Origin of the sequence: Marilutibacter maris (genome assembly GCF_006546735.2) — a bacterium.
Taxonomy (GTDB): Bacteria; Pseudomonadota; Gammaproteobacteria; order Xanthomonadales; family Xanthomonadaceae; genus Marilutibacter; species Marilutibacter maris.
In genome coordinates this window covers 1-16,901 of record NZ_VICD02000099.1, presented here as the reverse complement: position 1 = coordinate 16,901, position 16,901 = coordinate 1, and the positions used below count along the sequence as shown (strand labels likewise).

General features: G+C 70.1%; 13 protein-coding genes and 2 pseudogenes. 9 read left to right on the top strand and 6 right to left on the bottom strand.

All coding sequences use genetic code 11. The annotated features are described in order from the left end of the window. The first annotated feature begins 191 nt into the window (after positions 1 to 191). A complete protein-coding gene (gene rpsT / locus FKV24_RS06770) occupies positions 192 to 461 on the top strand; it encodes a 30S ribosomal protein S20 (RefSeq protein WP_111266024.1) in 270 nt (89 codons plus the stop codon). Between the two features lie 470 nt (positions 462 to 931). Here the strand turns inward: rpsT and cgtA are convergent, their stop codons facing one another. The 3 genes from cgtA to rplU form a co-directional block, all read right to left on the bottom strand. After that, a complete protein-coding gene (gene cgtA / locus FKV24_RS06765; protein ID WP_141481839.1) occupies positions 932 to 2,008 on the bottom strand; it encodes an Obg family GTPase CgtA in 1,077 nt (358 codons plus the stop codon). A gap of 159 nt (positions 2,009 to 2,167) precedes the next feature. Next, positions 2,168 to 2,428: a 50S ribosomal protein L27 gene (gene rpmA, locus FKV24_RS06760; protein ID WP_111266022.1), complete on the bottom strand. Its 261-nt coding sequence runs from the start codon at positions 2,426 to 2,428 to the stop codon at positions 2,168 to 2,170. Between the two features lie 12 nt (positions 2,429 to 2,440). Then, the gene (rplU, locus tag FKV24_RS06755; RefSeq protein ID WP_111266021.1) at positions 2,441 to 2,752 is read right to left on the bottom strand and encodes a 50S ribosomal protein L21; all 312 of its coding nucleotides are present in this window, start codon (positions 2,750 to 2,752) and stop codon (positions 2,441 to 2,443) included. A 660-nt stretch (positions 2,753 to 3,412) separates the two neighbouring features. On the opposite strand from rplU, the gene FKV24_RS06750 reads away from it, so the two are divergent. From FKV24_RS06750 to FKV24_RS06730, 6 genes are all read left to right on the top strand, one after another. Next, the gene (locus tag FKV24_RS06750; RefSeq protein ID WP_249040945.1) at positions 3,413 to 5,491 is read left to right on the top strand and encodes a S8 family peptidase; all 2,079 of its coding nucleotides are present in this window, start codon (positions 3,413 to 3,415) and stop codon (positions 5,489 to 5,491) included. Positions 5,492 to 5,593: 102 nt separating this feature from the next. After that, positions 5,594 to 6,529: an OmpA family protein gene (locus FKV24_RS06745; protein WP_141481837.1), complete on the top strand. Its 936-nt coding sequence runs from the start codon at positions 5,594 to 5,596 to the stop codon at positions 6,527 to 6,529. A 208-nt stretch (positions 6,530 to 6,737) separates the two neighbouring features. Beyond that, positions 6,738 to 9,668 (top strand): excinuclease ABC subunit UvrA, encoded by a 2,931-nt coding sequence (uvrA, locus tag FKV24_RS06740; protein WP_141481836.1) that lies wholly within the window; start codon positions 6,738 to 6,740, stop codon positions 9,666 to 9,668. A 263-nt stretch (positions 9,669 to 9,931) separates the two neighbouring features. Further along, positions 9,932 to 10,306 carry an acyl-CoA thioesterase gene (locus tag FKV24_RS06735; protein WP_111268001.1) on the top strand — a complete coding sequence of 125 codons (375 nt, stop codon included), beginning with the start codon at positions 9,932 to 9,934 and terminating at the stop codon, positions 10,304 to 10,306. Positions 10,307 to 10,423: 117 nt separating this feature from the next. After that, entirely contained in the window at positions 10,424 to 11,986 is a 1,563-nt protein-coding gene (locus tag FKV24_RS19800; RefSeq protein WP_249040944.1) for a DUF4139 domain-containing protein, read from the top strand. Between the two features lie 11 nt (positions 11,987 to 11,997). Beyond that, a complete protein-coding gene (locus tag FKV24_RS06730; RefSeq protein ID WP_249040946.1) occupies positions 11,998 to 12,750 on the top strand; it encodes an enoyl-CoA hydratase/isomerase family protein in 753 nt (250 codons plus the stop codon). A 101-nt stretch (positions 12,751 to 12,851) separates the two neighbouring features. Here the strand turns inward: FKV24_RS06730 and FKV24_RS06725 are convergent, their stop codons facing one another. The 3 genes and pseudogenes from FKV24_RS06725 to FKV24_RS06715 all read right to left on the bottom strand — a co-directional run bounded on the left by FKV24_RS06725 (position 12,852) and on the right by FKV24_RS06715 (position 15,502). Next, positions 12,852 to 13,748 (bottom strand): sulfurtransferase, encoded by an 897-nt coding sequence (locus FKV24_RS06725; RefSeq protein WP_249040943.1) that lies wholly within the window; start codon positions 13,746 to 13,748, stop codon positions 12,852 to 12,854. A gap of 2 nt (positions 13,749 to 13,750) precedes the next feature. Beyond that, a pseudogene (locus tag FKV24_RS06720) lies at positions 13,751 to 14,580 on the bottom strand (CoA pyrophosphatase). Between the two features lie 220 nt (positions 14,581 to 14,800). Then, the gene (locus FKV24_RS06715; protein WP_111266016.1) at positions 14,801 to 15,502 is read right to left on the bottom strand and encodes an FKBP-type peptidyl-prolyl cis-trans isomerase N-terminal domain-containing protein; all 702 of its coding nucleotides are present in this window, start codon (positions 15,500 to 15,502) and stop codon (positions 14,801 to 14,803) included. 297 nt (positions 15,503 to 15,799) lie between these two features. Between FKV24_RS06715 and FKV24_RS06710 the strand changes: the two genes are divergently transcribed. Together FKV24_RS06710 and FKV24_RS06705 are read left to right on the top strand one after the other, a co-directional pair. Next, the gene (locus tag FKV24_RS06710; protein ID WP_111266015.1) at positions 15,800 to 16,582 is read left to right on the top strand and encodes an enoyl-CoA hydratase/isomerase family protein; all 783 of its coding nucleotides are present in this window, start codon (positions 15,800 to 15,802) and stop codon (positions 16,580 to 16,582) included. Continuing rightward, positions 16,579 to 16,901: pseudogene (locus tag FKV24_RS06705) on the top strand (hypothetical protein); the annotation flags it as partial. The gene FKV24_RS06710 and the pseudogene FKV24_RS06705, both read left to right, overlap by 4 nt.

Here is a 16,901-nt window from a genome sequence, read left to right as displayed (position 1 = left end):
TGTTGTCAGACAAACAAATTCCTCCGGCTGCCGCTGTTGACGCAAGCCACTGAATTGACCATAATTTCCTGTCTACTTGCCTGGATCAAGTCCTACCCGCTTCGGAACCGCCCGGTTCCCGATGCAGGGGCAGCGAACCAGCCAAGTTCCTCTTTACCAGTTCCGACCTCAAAATATTCCAGGATTCCGCCGTGGCTAACATCAAGTCCGCCAAGAAGCGCGCCAAGCAGACCGTCGTGCGCAATGCCCGTAACGCCAGCCAGCGTTCGATGCTGCGCACCTACGTCAAGAAGGTGCTCAAGGCCCTGGGCGAGAACGACGCCGCCGGCGCCGAGACCGCCTTCAAGGCCGCCCAACCGATCCTCGACCGCTACAGCTCGCGCGGTCTGATCCACAAGAACAAGGCCGCCCGCCACAAGAGCCGCCTGAACGCCCGCATCAAGGCGCTCAAGGCCGCCTGAGGCAGCCCACCCTGCGTCCGGGGCACCCGCCCCGGCCCGCAAACGAAGAAGCCGGCACCCGCCGGCTTTTTTGTTGCCCGGGCCGCAGCGCCCACAGTCGAACAGGAGCGGCGTAAGCCGCGATGGGCTCCCACCAAGGCCTTCGCAGCTTACGCCACTCCTACAAAACACAGGACCGCAGCCCACCGAATCGCGCAACGGCGGGGCACAAGGCTTGCGCGGCAAACCTTGGGGATTCCCGGGCGCAGCCCGGGATCGCGGCTCACGCCGCTCCTACAGGACGGGGATCGCTTTCGTGGGAGCTGCGCAAGCTGCGACCGGGCCGTCCCATGAAGGCCGCCGCTCCTACAGGGGAAGGCCTCCGCATCTGTAGGAGCTGCGTAAGCTGCGACGGGCTTTCCCATGAAGGCCATCGCGGCCCACGCCGCTCCTGCGGATACCGCCCGGCGCCGGCCAGCAACGCCAAGAATTCAGTCGGCGCGCGCGCCCTGAGCCGCCGCCTCGGCCGCGGCTTCGGCCGCCTCCTCGGCCTGGCGGTCGAAGAACGCCATCACGTCGAGCATCACCGGCCAGGTGCCTTCGCGGCTGATCGCCGACACCTTGTACCAGCGGTCCTTCCAGCCCAGCTCGTCGATGATCGCCTGGGCGGCCTCCGCCTGCTCCTCCTCCAGCAGCAGGTCGGCCTTGTTGAGGATCAACCAGCGCGGCTTGTTCAGCAGCTCCGGATCGTGCTTGCCGAGCTCGTGCTCGATCGCCCGCACCTGCTCGGCCGGGCTGACGCCCTCCACACCGCCTTCCATCGGCGCCATGTCGACCAGGTGCAGCAGCAGGCGGGTGCGCTGCAGGTGGCGCAGGAACTGCGCGCCGAGGCCGGCGCCATCGGCCGCACCCTCGATCAGACCCGGGATGTCGGCGATCACGAAGCTGCGGTGCGCCTCGACGCTGACCACGCCCAGATTCGGGTACAGGGTGGTGAACGGATAGTCGGCGACCTTGGGCGTCGCCGCCGAGACCGCGCGGATCAGGGTGCTCTTGCCGGCATTCGGGAAGCCCAGCAGACCGACGTCGGCCAACAGCTTCAGCTCCAGCCTCAGCACCCGCTCCTCACCCGGCAGGCCCGGCAGCGCCTTGCGAGGCGCACGATTGACCGAGCTCTTGAAGTGCATGTTGCCCAGCCCGCCCTTGCCGCCCTTGGCGACCAGCAGGCGGTCGCCGTGACGGGTCATGTCGCCGATGACCTCATCGGTCTCGACGTTGGTGATCACGGTACCGACCGGCACGGTGATGACGGTGTCCTCGCCGGCCTTGCCGTACATCTGCCGGCCCATGCCGTTCTCGCCGCGCTGGGCGCGGAAGCTCTTCTGGTGGCGGAAGTCGACCAGGGTATTGAGGTTCTCGGAGGCCTCCAGCCAGACGCTGCCGCCGTCGCCGCCATCGCCGCCATCGGGGCCGCCGAGCGGGATGAACTTCTCGCGGCGGAAACCGACGCAGCCATTGCCGCCGTTGCCTGCGATGACCTGGATTTCAGCTTCGTCGACGAGTTTCATGGTGGGGAACCGGTTGGGGGCACGTGATTCCTGGCGGGGCGCCCGGCGATTCTAGCCGGCGCCACGACAGCGGCCGCGCGATTTTCGCGGCCTGTAAACGAAAGGCCCCGCCGGAGCGGGGCCTTAGTGGCATCGGCGCGTGGCGCCGGCTGCCGGCGCTTACTCGGCAGCGACGACGCTGACGGTACGGCGCTTCTTCGGGCCCTTGGTCGAGAACTCGACCTTGCCGTCGACCAGCGCGAACAGCGTGTGGTCGCGACCCAGGCCAACGCCGCTGCCCGGATGGAACTGGGTGCCGCGCTGACGGACGATGATGTTGCCGGCCTCGATCGCCTGGCCGCCGTAGATCTTGACGCCCAGGTACTTCGGGTTGGAGTCGCGGCCGTTGCGGGTGGAGCCTACGCCCTTTTTATGTGCCATGACTGCTTCTCCTTACTTGCCGGCGATGCCGGTGATTTCGATTTCGGTGTAATGCTGACGGTGGCCCATCTGCTTGCGGTGGTGCTTGCGGCGACGGAACTTCACGATGCGCACCTTGTCGGCGCGGCCGTGGCCGACGACCTTGGCGGTGACGGTGGCGCCCTTGACCTCGTCGCCGACCTTCACGCCCTCGCCATCGCCCAGCATCAGGACGTTGTCCAGCTTGATCTCGCTGCCGGCTTCGGCTTCGAGCAGCTCGACGCGCAGGGTCTCGCCCTGCATCACGCGGTACTGCTTACCGCCGGTGACTACTACTGCGTACATGACCAGATTCCTCTGTAGTTATTTTGGTCGCTGTTGTCCGGATCGGACAGACAGGAGCGGAATTGTAACCGCCCGCCGTTGCCCATGCAAACACGCCCCCGGACGGGCGCCGCGACGCCGGACCCGAACCAGGACTTTGCCGAGTCTGGCGCCAAGCATGGGCTCGCGAAAAAGCGGGATGGATTGTCAAAAATCGGACACACCCCCCTTGTAAGCGACAACGATTTTCATTTAGGTTCGAGTCATCTGCGGCGACAGGGACCGCGGAAACCGGCAAGGAATGCCGCGCCAGCCCGGTGCCGGCACGCCCCAAACAAGGCACCCCGATTGAGCCAGGACGCTCTCCCCCACCCGATCCGCGTCTGCTCCCGTGTCCGTGAACGCCACGGCCGCGCCCGCGCGTGCTCGTCGATCCCGGCCGTACCTTGCCCCGCCACCGCGCCGACCGGCGCGCGGCGCCACTGCTCCCGTCACCCCGCACCCGCGGCCCGGCCCACCATGCCGGAGTCCGCGGAACGAAGTTGCGCCTGCGTGCCATGACGGCAGGGGCGCGACCGGACCCGACGTGACCAAGGGGATACGTCGGGAAGATGGACTGCAATCGAAGGACTGTTTCCCATGTCAAAATCGAAGAAGACGGGCTCCACTCGCAACAGGAACGTGAGGTGGAGCGCCCTTGCCATCGCCACCGCCATCGTGGTCGCCCCCGCGGCCTATTCCGGCGGCAAGTTGAATGGCTTCAAGCCGCCGAGTTCGGCCGCGGCGGCCACCGCGACCGCCCGGGCGGCCAGCGAATCGGTGGACCGTTTCATCGTCACCTATCGCCAGGATCCGACCCTGCGGGCATCCGCCACCGCCGCATCCCGCGTCCAGGGGTTGGCCACCGCCGCCCGTGACGCCGGCATCGGCATCGAGCCGCTGCGCACGCTGGCGACCGGGGACGCGGTGATCCGCACCGATCGCAAGCTCGACCGTGCGGCCAGCAAGGCGCTGATGATCGCGCTGATGAAGGATCCGAACGTGCTGACGGTCGAGCCCGACCGCAAGCTGACCCGCCAGTTCGTGCCCAACGACCCCGCCTACCCGCAGCAGTGGCACTACCAGTCCGGCAACGGCGGCATCAACGCCGAGGGCGCCTGGGACCTGAGCACCGGCGACGGCGTGGTGGTCGCGGTTCTGGACACCGGCAGCACTCCGCACGTCGACCTGGCCGGCAGCTACGTCGCCGGCTACGACTTCATCGACGACCTCGACACCGCCGTCGACGGCGACGGCCGCGACGCCGACCCGAACGACCCGGGCGACTGGCACAGCGGCGAGTGCAACATCTTCGGCATTCCCGAGGACAGCAGCTGGCACGGCACCCACGTCGCCGGCACCATCGCCGCGGCCACCGACAACGGCATCGGCGTGGCCGGCGTCGCCCACGGCGCCAAGGTGCAGCCGGTGCGCGTGCTCGGCAAGTGCGGCGGCTACATCTCCGATATCGCCGACGCGATCACCTGGGCTTCCGGCGGCACCGTTTCCGGCGTGCCCGACAACGCCACTCCGGCCGAGGTCATCAACCTCAGCCTCGGCGGCGGCGGCGCCTGTTCGGCGGCGATGCAGAGCGCGATCGACGGCGCGGTCGGCCGCGGCACGTCCGTGGTCGTCGCGGCCGGCAACAGCAGCTCCGACGCGTCGGGCTTCACCCCGGCCAACTGCGACAACGTGATCGCGGTGGCGGCCACCGGCCCGGACTACCAGTTCGCCAGCGGCTACTCGAACTTCGGCGACACCGTCGACGTCGCCGCGCCGGGCGGCACCGGCGCCACGCCGGCCGAGGACAACATCCTGTCGACCCTCAACAGCGGTGCGACCACCCAGGAGGACGACGTCTACGCCTGGTATGCCGGCACCTCGATGGCGGCACCGCACGTGGCCGGCACCGTCGCGCTGATGCAGGCGGCGGCACCGATGCCCAAGACCCCGGCCGAGATCGAGGAGATCCTGGTCAACACCGCCTATGCCGCCACCGGCTTCCCGGTCGGCTGCAGCTACAGCAAGAGCTGCGGTTCGGGCGTGATCGACGCCCAGTACGCGGTCTCGGTCGCTTCCGGCGCCGAGCCGCTGCCCGACGCTCCGCCGCCGCCGCCGCCGCCGCCGCCGGCCACCCCGCTGGAGAACGGCGTCACCGTGACCGACATCGAGGTCGAGGCCGACGGCACCGTGCGTTACGAGCTGCAGGTGCCCAACGGCGCTTCCAACCTGCTGTTCGCGATGTACGGCGGCACCGGCGATGCCGACATCTACGTGCGTCACGGCGACGAGCCGACCGATACGGCCTACGACTGCCGCCCGTTCTCGGCCGGCAACAACGAGACCTGCTTCTTCCCGGCGCCGGAAGGCGGCACCTGGTACGTGACGATCAAGGGCTTCAGCAATGCCGCCGGCATCTCGCTGTACCCCAGCTTCGTCGATGCCGGCTGGCCGCGTGCGCTGGAGGCCGAGGCCGCCCAGCTCAACAACCACCGCACCCGCGTGCACCTGCAGTGGACCCACGGCGCCAAGTACGTGGACATCTACCGCAACGGCGCGATCCTGAAGACCGTGCGCAATCGCAGGCTCAGCACCACGGACACCTTCCGGATCATCGGCAGCGGCACGATGAGCTACAAGGTCTGCAACAACGGCACCCAGGAATGCTCCGACCCGGTGTCGATCGACTACGCCTCGCAGAAGCGCAGGTCGAAGCAGTAAGCCGTTCGCGGCACATGCATCGGGGGCCCCGTCCGGGGCTCCCGATCCCGGCGGCCGCTCCCCCGCGGCCGCCTTCCACCGCCACCGACACGGAAACCGCGAATGTCCGCAAGCACGTCCCGCTTTTCTCTCCCCGGCACCCCCTCCCCATTCCACCGGCGACCGGCGCGATGGCTGGCGCTGGTCCCGCTGGCGCTGGCGCTGGCCAGCGGCTGCAGCCGCGAAGCCGCCCCCGTCGCCAACGCGCAGGATGACCCGATGAGCGACGCGGTGTCCGCCGCCGCGCCCGCCGAAGCCGCCTTCGACAGTCGCCTGAGCATCGTCGACAACAACGGCATGCTGCGCTTCGACGGCACCGTCGACAGCGACGCCGCGCGCAAGACCATCACCGAGGCGATCGGCGCCGCCTATGCCTCCGACCGGGTCAGCGGCGGGGTCACCGTCGATGGCAACGCCCGTCCGGCGCCCTGGCTGCACGGCCTGGCGCCGTTCCTGGCCGGGTTCAAGGCGCCTGGCGCGGCGATCAGCTTCCGGGCCGACACGATCGAGCTTTCCGGCCAGGTTGCCGCCGATCAGCGCGGCCGGCTCGAAACCCTGGCCCGCACCCACTTTCCCGGCCTGAGGCTGAGCGGCCTGTTCGCCGGCCAGGACGGCGACGCCGACCCCGCCATTGCCGCGCTGGCGGCCCTGCACCCGCAATCGCCGGCCCACGGCGTCGAATCGGCGCTGAACAAGATGGCGATCGGCTTCGAACAGGGCAGCGCCAAGATCGCCCCGGCCAGCCTCGCGGTGATCGCCCAGGCCGGCCAGACGCTGGCGTCGATGCCGGCCGACCGCCGGGTCGAGATCGCCGGCCACGCCGCGGCCAGCGGCGACCCCGACGCCGACGCATTGCTGTCGCGCCGGCGCGCCGAGGCGGTGAAGGTCCAGCTGATCGTCAATGGCGTCAACCCGGGCATGATCGAGACCCTCGCCAGCGATGGCGGTGCCGCGACCGGCACGCAGGCGGACCAGGTGACATTCAGGGTACTGAACTGAGCACTGCGGCGCCGCGACACCGGCCGTGCGCCGGTCGGCCGCGGCCGCTTCCCTGCTGACACCGTGCTGGCAGCAGCCGGCCCGCTCTGGCGTGGCCGGTATTTGCCCCCATATCGGGCAACCGATACGCTCGTCGGCTTACCGCCGCGAGCCGCCTCCGTAATACGGCGGCGAGCCCCCCACGACCAGCGCAGGGCCCCCACCCCACATGGACACCATCCGCATCCGCGGTGCGCGGACGCACAATCTCAAGAACATCGATCTCGACCTGCCGCGCGACAAGCTGATCGTGATCACCGGCCTGTCGGGTTCGGGCAAGTCCTCGCTCGCGTTCGACACCGTCTACGCGGAGGGCCAGCGCCGTTACGTCGAGTCGCTGTCGGCCTATGCGCGGCAGTTCCTGTCGGTGATGGAGAAGCCCGACGTCGATCATATCGAGGGCCTGTCGCCGGCGATCTCGATCGAACAGAAGTCGACCTCGCACAACCCGCGCTCGACCGTCGGCACGATCACCGAGATCTACGACTACCTGCGCCTGCTGTACGCGCGCGTCGGCACCCCACGCTGCCCCGACCACCACTACCCGCTGGAGGCGCAGACCGTCAGCCAGATGGTCGACCAGGTGATCGCGCTGTCCGCCAGGCCCGACACCGCCGAGCAGCGCTACATGCTGCTGGCGCCGGTGATCCGCGAGCGCAAGGGCGAGCACGCCCAGGTGTTCGAGCAGCTGCGCGCGCAGGGCTACGTGCGCGTGCGCGTCGACGGCGAGGTCCACGAGATCGACGCGGTGCCGACCCTGGCACTGCGCCAGAAGCACACCATCGAGGCGGTGGTCGACCGCTTCCGTCCGCGCGAGGACATGAAGCAGCGCCTGGCCGAGTCGTTCGAGACCGCGCTCAAGCTCGGCGACGGCATGGCCTCGGTAATGTCGCTGGATCAGGCCGACGCCGAACCGCTGCTGTTCTCCTCGCGCTACAGCTGCCCGGTCTGCGACTACGCGCTGCCCGAGCTGGAACCGCGGCTGTTCTCGTTCAACTCGCCGGTCGGCGCCTGCCAGCACTGCGACGGCCTCGGCGTGGCGCAGTTCTTCGACCCGGGGCGGGTGGTGGTGCACCCCGAACTGGCGCTGTCCGCCGGCGCGGTGCGCGGCTGGGACCGCCGCAACGCCTACTACTTCCAGATGATCCAGTCGCTGGCGCGGCACTACGACTTCGACGTCGACGCGCCGTGGCAGGCCCTGTCCGAGGACGTGCGCCAGGCGGTGCTGTACGGCAGCGGCGAGGAACAGATCACCTTCACCTACCTGACCGACGGCGGCAGCCGCAACCAGCGCAAGCACCGCTTCGAGGGCATCATTCCCAACCTCGAACGCCGCTACCGCGAGACCGAGTCGGCGGCGGTGCGCGAGGAACTGTCCAAGTACATCAGCGAGCGCCCCTGCCCCGAGTGCGGCGGCGCCCGTCTCAACCGCGCCGCCCGCAACGTGTTCGTCGACGAACGGCCGTTGCCGGAGATCGTGGTGATGCCGGTCGACGAGGCGCTGGCCTTCTTCCAGGCGATGCACCTGCCCGGCTGGCGCGGCGAGATCGCGGTCAAGATCGTCAAGGAGATCGCCGACCGCCTGCGCTTCCTGGTCGATGTCGGCCTCGACTACCTGACCCTGGAACGCAAGGCCGACTCGCTGTCCGGCGGCGAGGCCCAGCGCATCCGCCTGGCCAGCCAGATCGGCGCCGGCCTGGTCGGGGTGATGTACGTGCTCGACGAGCCCTCCATCGGCCTGCACCAGCGCGACAACGAGCGCCTGCTCGGCACCCTGACCCGACTGCGCGACCTCGGCAACACGGTGATCGTGGTCGAGCACGACGAAGACGCGATCCGCCTGGCCGACCATGTCGTCGACATCGGCCCCGGCGCCGGCGTGCACGGCGGCGAAGTGGTCGCCCAGGGACAGCTGGAGGACGTGCTCAAGGCGCCACGTTCGCTGACCGGCCAGTACCTGAGCGGACGCAAGCGGATCGAGGTGCCGGCCAAGCGCACCAGGCCCAATCCCAAGGCGACCCTGCACCTGCACGGCGCGCGCGGCAACAACCTCAAGAACGTCGACCTCGACATCCCGGCCGGGCTGTTGACCTGCGTCACCGGCGTGTCCGGCTCCGGCAAGTCGACCCTGATCAACGACACCCTGTACGTGATCGCCGCCAACGAGCTCAACGGCGCCTCGCAGACCGCCGCGCCGTACGCCTCGGTCGACAACATCGACCTGTTCGACAAGGTCGTCGACATCGACCAGTCGCCGATCGGCCGCACCCCGCGCTCCAACCCGGCCACCTACACCGGCCTGTTCACCCCGCTGCGCGAGCTGTTCGCGCAGGTGCCGGAGTCGCGTGCGCGCGGCTACGCGGCCGGACGCTTCAGTTTCAACGTCCGCGGCGGCCGCTGCGAGGCCTGCCAGGGCGACGGCCTGATCAAGGTCGAGATGCACTTCCTGCCCGACGTGTACGTGCCCTGCGACGTCTGCGGCGGCAAGCGCTACAACCGCGAGACGCTGGAGATCCTCTACAAGGGCTACTCGATCCACGACGTGCTGGAGATGACCGTCGAGGACGCGCTGGGCCTGTTCGAGAACATCCCGGCGATCGCGCGCAAGCTCGAGACCCTGGTCGATGTCGGCCTGAGCTACATCAAGCTCGGCCAGAGCGCGACCACCCTGTCCGGCGGCGAGGCCCAGCGCGTGAAGCTGTCTAAGGAACTGTCGCGGCGCGATACCGGGCGCACCCTCTACATCCTCGACGAACCGACCACCGGCCTGCATTTCCACGACATCGAGCACCTGCTGAGCGTGCTGCACCGCCTGCGCGACGACGGCAACACGGTGGTGGTGATCGAGCACAACCTCGACGTGATCAAGACCGCCGACTGGATCGTCGACCTCGGCCCCGAGGGCGGCCATCGCGGCGGCACCATACTCGCCACCGGCACGCCCGAGGACATCGCGGCGCTGGAGCATTCGCATACCGGCCGCTTCCTCGCCCCGCTGCTGGGCAAGCCCGCGGCCAGTTCAAAGGGCGGAAAGGCGGGGGCACGCAAGACCGCGCCGCGCAAGACCGCCGCCAAGAAGAGCAAGAAAGCCAACGCATGAGCACCCAGAACAAGGCAGGCGCCACCAGCGACGCCGACACCGGAAGCGCCGCCTCGCCCGAGGCCGGCGACGGCGCCCGCAAGCCGCGCAAGACCGCCGCGCGCAAGCGCACGACCGCGGCGAAGAAACGCCCGGCGAAGAAGAAAACCGCACCAGCACCGGCCCAGGCCGCGGACGGCGGCGATGGCGGCGGCACGGCGGCACCAGCCGCAACGCCGACGCCTGCGGACAGCCCCGCCGAAACGCTGTTGCTGAACACGCCGATGACCGTGCGCTGGCGCGATCTGGATGCGTTCAACCACGTCAACAATTCCAAGTACCTCAGCTACCTGGAAGAGGCCCGCCTGCGCTGGATGCTCGGCGTACCCGGCCAGGGCCTGGACGACGATGTCGCCCCAGTCGTCGCCGCCGCCCATCTGAACTACAAGCGTCCGATCGAGTGGCCGGCCGAGATCGCGATCGAGCTGTTCGTCGAACGCCTGGGCAACACCAGTGTGAGCATCGGCCACCGCATCGCCGCCGCCGCCGATCGCGACACACTCTACTGCGACGGCTACGTGGTGATGGTCTGGATCGATCGCGAGACCGGACAGGCCGCGCCGCTGCCGGAGGCAGTCCGCGAGGCCTGCTCTCCCTGAGTCCTGCCCCGGATTTCGCCCTGGATCCGGCGCCGGCCCTGAAGCGCGCCGGCACGATGGCGGCACGACGGTGCCGCATCGGCCTATGATATCGGCAGGTCGAGAACGGAGTCCGCGATGCGTCACCCCCTGTCACTGCTGGCGGCAGCCTGCCTGCTGGCCGCCTGTTCGCCTTCCGGTCCGGCGCAGGACACCGCGCCCCGGCCTTCGGCCGATGCCGACGCACGCGGCGCCGACAACGGTCGCCCCGACGAAACCGAGGCCGCCCAGGGCACCCGCCTCACCGTCTACAGCGGCGACTACGAGGCCTTGCGCAGCGGCGTTCCCAGCGGTCCCGGCATGCCCGGCTACGCCCTGGTCGAGCGCACCCTGCGCTACAACCTGAGCGTCGGCGGCAACGACATCAGCGCGACCCGGATACCGCCGGCGATGGACGTGGAAGCCGCGGTGCTGCGTCCCGAAAGCGACGGCGTGAGCGTGGGCGGGCAGCGCTATGTCGCGCCGCTGTCGGGCACCGGCGACGTGCTGACCCGGGCGATCGGCCAGCGGATCACCGTCGAGCACACCTCCGGCGGCGCCAAGCAGACCGACAGCGGCATCCTGCTCGCGGTCGGCGATGGCCTCAGCCTGGGGCTCGCCGACGGCCGGGTGAAGGTGATCCGCGACTACGACAACTTCAGCATCATCGCCGGCAACGACACCCTGCCGCGCGAGGCCGCCCTGCACTGGGCGGTCGAGGCCGAGAAGGCCGGCGAGACCGCGTTCGCGCTGAGCTATCCGATGGGCGGCATGGCCTGGCGCGCCGAGTACCGGGCGACGATTGCCCCCGGCGACGACTGCCGCCTGGCCCTGGACGGCGCCGCCCTGGTGGTCAACCGCTCCGGCGTGGCCTTCGACAGCGCGCGCCTGACCCTGGTCGCCGGCGAACCGGCCCGCACCGGCAATGCCGGCGGCGGCGCCAACCGCTACCGCATGGCCCCGCAGGCCGACATGGCGGAGATATCGGCCGCGCCGCCGGCACCGCGTCGTTCCGGCGAGTACCACGCCTACGAGCTGCCGTCGGCGAGCCGGATCGGCAACGGCGCGGTCGAGCGGCTGCCGCTGTTCGCGCCGCGCGCCGCGGTCGCATGCGAGCGCACCTACGTGGTCGGCGACGACGCGCCCGGTTGGGTTCCGCCGTCGCCGCAGCTGTCTCCCGGCTACGGCGGGCGCAGCGGCGAGCTGCCGGTCACCGCCACCGTATCGTTCGACAACAGCAGCGACGCCGGTCTCGGCCAGCCGCTGCCGGCCGGCCGGATGCGCGTGTTCGACGGCGACGACTTCCTCGGCGAATCCGCGCTCGGACATTCGCCCGAGGGACGCGAAGTACGCCTGCGGGTCGGCACCGCGTTCGACCTCAGCGCCGAGCGCAAGGCGACCTCGCTGGAGGTCGACCGCAACGGCCGCCGCATCACCGAGTCGTTCGAGCTGGTCCTCGGCAATGCCGGCGACGACGCGGTGACGATCCGCGCGATCGAATCGATGATGCGATGGAGCGACTGGGAGATCGTCGCCTCCAGCGTACCGGTCGCGGACAAGGACGCGCAGTCGGCCGAGTTCGAGGTGCCGGTGCCGGCCAAGGGCGAAACCACGCTCACCTATACCGTCCGTTACCAGTGGCCGGAGGGCATCCGCCTGTGAGCCCGCACGATCTGGTCGAAAGCCGTCGCCACGGCGACATCGTCGAACTGCAACTGGCGCGCGCGCCGGTCAATGCCCTGAATCCGGCCCTGTGCGGCGCCCTGCACGGCGCGATCGCCGCCGCGGTCGCCTCGCAGGCGCGTGGCATCGTCCTCAGCGGCGGCCCCAAGGTGTTCTCCGCCGGCCTGGACGTGCCGCACCTGCTCTCGCTGGGCGAGGACAAGGCCGCGCTGAAGGCGGCCTGGGAAGCGTTCTTCGGCGCCGCCCGCGCCCTGGTCGAGTGCCCGGTGCCGGTGGTCGCGGCGATCGCCGGACACGCGCCGGCCGGCGGCTGCGTGCTGGCGCTGTGCTGCGATTACCGGGTGATGGCCTCGGGCCCGTACCGGATCGGCCTCAACGAGACCCGGGTCGGCCTGGTCGCGCCGGAAGGCATCCAGCGGCTGATGCGGCGGGTGGTCGGTCCGTACCGCGCCGAGCGCCTGCTGGTCGCCGGCGAGATGATCGAATCCGAACAGGCGCTGGCGTTCGGCCTGGTCGACGAGCTGGTCGGTATCGACGAGGTCGCCCAGCGCGCGCGCAGTTGGCTCGAACAACTGCTCGCGCTGCCCACGGAGGCGATGCTGCAGACGCGGGTGATCGCGCGCGCCGACATGGTCGCGGCGATGCAACCGGAGCTGATCCAGCTCGACCGCTTCATCGACGCCTGGTACGACGCCGGCACCCAGCGCGCGCTCAACGCGCTGGTCGCCAGCCTGCGCAAGTAACCGCCGGTCGGTCGGACGGGAGCGGCACCGGCCGGGACCGGGTGTTCCCACGAAGGCCCCGTCGGCCTGCGCCGCTCCTGCGGGGTGCCTGGCGCCGAGGCTCAGGCGCCGGTGGCGATCGGGCGCGACGGGGCCTCGATCCAACCGCTCCAGGATCCGGTGAACAGGCGCGCGCCCGGCAGTCCGGCGTGCGCCATCGCCAGCAGGTGATGGCAGGCGCTGACGCCGGAGCCGCACATCGCGACCAGCTCCCGCGGCGCGCGGCCATCGAGCAGGCCCTCGAATTCGGCCGCCAGCTCCGCCGGCGGTTTGGACAGCCCATCGCGCAGGTTGTCGGCGAACGGCCGGTTGACCGCACCGGGGACATGGCCACCGACCCGGTCGATCGGCTCGACATCGCCACGGAAGCGTTCCGGCGCGCGCACGTCGACCAGCAAGCCGCCGGCGCGCAGGTGCGCCTGCACCTGCGGCGCGTCGAGCAACAGACCCGCGTCGAAGTCGCCCGGATACGGTGCCGCCGCGCTCGCCGTCGGCGCCGGCGGTTCGCGATCGATCGGCAGCCCCTGGGCCAACCAGTGTTGCCAGCCGCCATCGAGCACCGCGACCTTCTCGTGTCCGAGCGCGCGCAGCAGGAACCACAGCCGTGCCGCCGCCAGCGCGCCGCCGGCCGCATCGTAGACCGCGACCCGGTGCGCCGGCGTCACTCCCCAGGCCCGCAGACGCGCGGCGAATTCCGCCGCACGCGGCCACGGATGACGGCCCTGCCCATGCAGCGCGGCTTCGGCACCCGACTCCGCCGGCGCGGACAGGTCGCGATCCAGGTGCGCATAACGCGCCCCCGGAATCCGGGCCTGGCGCCAGCCCGCCTCGCCGGCCCCCGGGTCGGCCAGCTCGAAGCGGGCATCGATCACCGCCAAGTCGTCGTCGCCCAGCGCGCGGGCCAGCCGTTCGGCGCCGATCCAGGTGTTCCAGGCTTCGGTCAGGGCGGGCGTCTGCATCGTCATCGACCTCGCAAGCGTGCCTGCGCGAGGCGCTCGCGCAGATTGAACAGCATCGAGGCGGTCGCGCCCCAGATGCGCTGCGCGGGGTAGCGGAATTCCAGCACCTCGCGGCTGCGGCCACGATAACGCAGGATCTGACGGGTCAGATTGCCCGGGTCCATCAGATATTCCAGCGGCACCTCGAACACCTCCTCGACCTCCGAGGGATCGGGACGCGGCACGAAGTCGCCGGACACGCTGGCCACCAGCGGGGTGACCCGGAAACCGGTGATCGTCGACAGTGGATCGAGGAAGCCCAGGGGACGTACCGCGGCGCGCTCCAGGCCGACCTCCTCGTGCGCCTCGCGCAGCGCCGCGGCGACGATGTCGACGTCGTCGGGCTCGATCCGGCCACCAGGAAAACTGACCTGGCCGCCGTGCTGGCGCAGGCCTGCATTGCGCCGGGTCAGCAGCACACCGGTGCTCTCGCCGCGCGGCACCAGCCCGACCAGGACCGCGGCCTCGGCCGGTCGCACGCCCGGTTCCAGCAGGTCGCGGATCTCGTCGGCGTTCCAGCCGGGCCCGAGCGGCGGATCGGCCAGCGGATGCAGCGCGCAGGCCAGCTCCGGCCAGTCTACGGGCCAGGGCCCGGGCGCGCCGCCGCTCACCGGCGGCCCGATTCCCGCTCGGGCAGCACGGTTTCCATCATCCTCAGCCGTTCGTCATCGTTCATCTGCGACCAGCGCGCGATCTCGGCGGAAGTCCGGTGGCAGCCTTCGCAGTAACCGTTCTCATCGAGGCTGCAGACGCCGATGCAGGGGCTGAGTACGGCGCGGAAGGGGTAGTTCATCTCGGTGTTGCTCGGACCTGGACGGCAGCGGCACGGCGCATTGTCTCGCCGCACCGGGCCCGCTGCCGGGAAGCACTGCGCAATTCGCGGCCCGCGAACCGGTTGCCGGCACCGACGAGGCCGGAATGCGGCACAGCGCTGTGCCGGCGCGATCCGCCGGCCGGCTCCCGCACGGGCCCCGGAAAAAGAAGGCGGCCGCTTCGAGCGGCCGCCTGCGGTATTACTTGACGCTGACCAGCTTGATCTCGAACTGCACGGCGACGTTCGGCGGGAACGGCGTGCGCGGATCGGCGCCGTAGGCCTTCTCCGGCGGCAGGGTGACTTCCCACTTGGCGCCGGCCGGCATCTGCAGCAGGACCTCGCGCATCGCCGGCATCTCGATCTCGCTGACCTTGATCTCCGGGATGTCCTGCGCGGCGCGCGCCGGCTGCGGACGCTCGCCCCAGGCGAACGGACCGGCGACCTGCAACGCGACGGTGCTGCCCTGGGTGGGCTTGCCGCCGTTGCCGGCCTCGATCACGCGGTACTGGATACCGCCGGCCAGCGCCTGAACGCCCGGCTTGGCGCGATTCTGGGCGAGGAAGGTGTCGCTCTTGGACTTGTTGGTCGCGGCGGCGCGGTCCCAGTCGGCCTTGGCCTTCTCGGCCTGGCGCTTCTGCATGTTCTGGACCGCGGTGCGCAGCTCTTCGACCGCGACGGCCGGCTGCTGCTTCGCGTAGCCGTCCTGCAGACCCTTGATGATGGTGTTCAGGTCGACGGCTTCACCGCTCTCGATCGCATTGCGGCCCAGGTCGTAGCCCAGCGCGTAGCTCAGCTTGCCCTTCTCGGAAGACATGTCCTGGGCGGCGACGCTGCCGGCGGCCAGAACACCAGTGGCCAGGACCAGGGCGGTCGTCGCGACCGCGAGAAAACGCAACTTCATTCGGTAAAACCTCCGGTGTGTGGCACGGAACCGGGCGGGTCGTCGCAATTCGCATGACGACCGCTCAAGTACCGGTCATGGGGCCCTCGAGGCCGCACAGGGCCCGTTCGGACGCGCTAGGATACCGGCGCAACGGCTTAACCGCCACTGACGCCATCGGCTGTGACCAGACAAGGCCGATCAAGTTCCCGGCCGAATCCGGAATATTGCCCGGATCGCGTACCCGGGCCGCTTCGGCGAGGATCGGAGCACTGGCGTCCGCCACCCACTCCACATCCATACGAGACACCTGTCCATATGTCCGACTCCCCATTGCTGAGCCGCCGCGAGGGCGACGTCCTCGTGATCACCGTCAACCGACCGGACAAGCTGAACGCGCTCAATGCCGCGACCCTGGACGCGCTGGACGCGGCCTTCGCCGAGGCCGCCGGCGACGACGGAGTCCGCGCGGTGATCCTGACCGGCGCCGGCCCCAAGGCTTTCGTCGCCGGTGCCGACATCGCCGAGATGAACACCCTGAGCCCGGTTCAGGGGCGCGACTTCTCCCTGCGCGGGCAACGGATGATGCGCCGGGTCGAGAAGATGCCCAAGCCGGTGATCGCGATGATCAACGGCTTCGCGCTCGGCGGTGGCCTGGAGCTGGCGATGTGCTGCCATCTGCGCATCGCCGCCGACACCGCCAAGGTCGGGCAGCCGGAGATCAATCTCGGCCTGATTCCCGGATTCGGCGGTACCCAGCGCCTGCTGCGGCTGGCCGGTCGCGCCGCGACCCTGGAGCTGTGCATGGTCGGCGCCCCGATCGATGCGACCCGGGCGGCGGCCCTGGGCATCGTCAACCGGGTGGTCGCGGCGGCCGAACTGGAGGCCGAAACGCTGAAGCTGGCGACCCAGCTGGCCGGGGCGGCACCGTTGGCGCTGCGCGGCGTCATCGACTGCGTCAACGTCGGCGGCGAGTGCGGCATCGAGGAAGGGCTGGAGTACGAGACCGCGCAGTTCGGCCTGATGTTCTCCACCGACGACATGCGTGAGGGCACCACCGCCTTCCTGGAGCGCCGCAAGCCGGCGTTCAAGGGCTCATGAGCGGGCCCTGCCGCCTGTGCGGCTGCAAGGATGCCAGTGGCGCGAAACAGCACGCGATGCTGGACGCGCTGGCCGCCGACGACGTCGATCGCGCGATCGATCTCGGCCTGATGGCGGCAGAACCCTGCCCCTGCTGCAAGCCCACCTGCCACCTGCCCCTGGTCCAGGCCCGGGCCGCGCTCAAGCACGCTCACGACGCCCGCGACCGCTATCGCGAGCGAATGGCCCGTCTGCAGCGGCTGGCCGATGAGCGCGAGGCCGCCCGCGCGACCACGCAGGAAGCGACCGCGGTCAATCCCGATGGCGGCGACCACCTGCG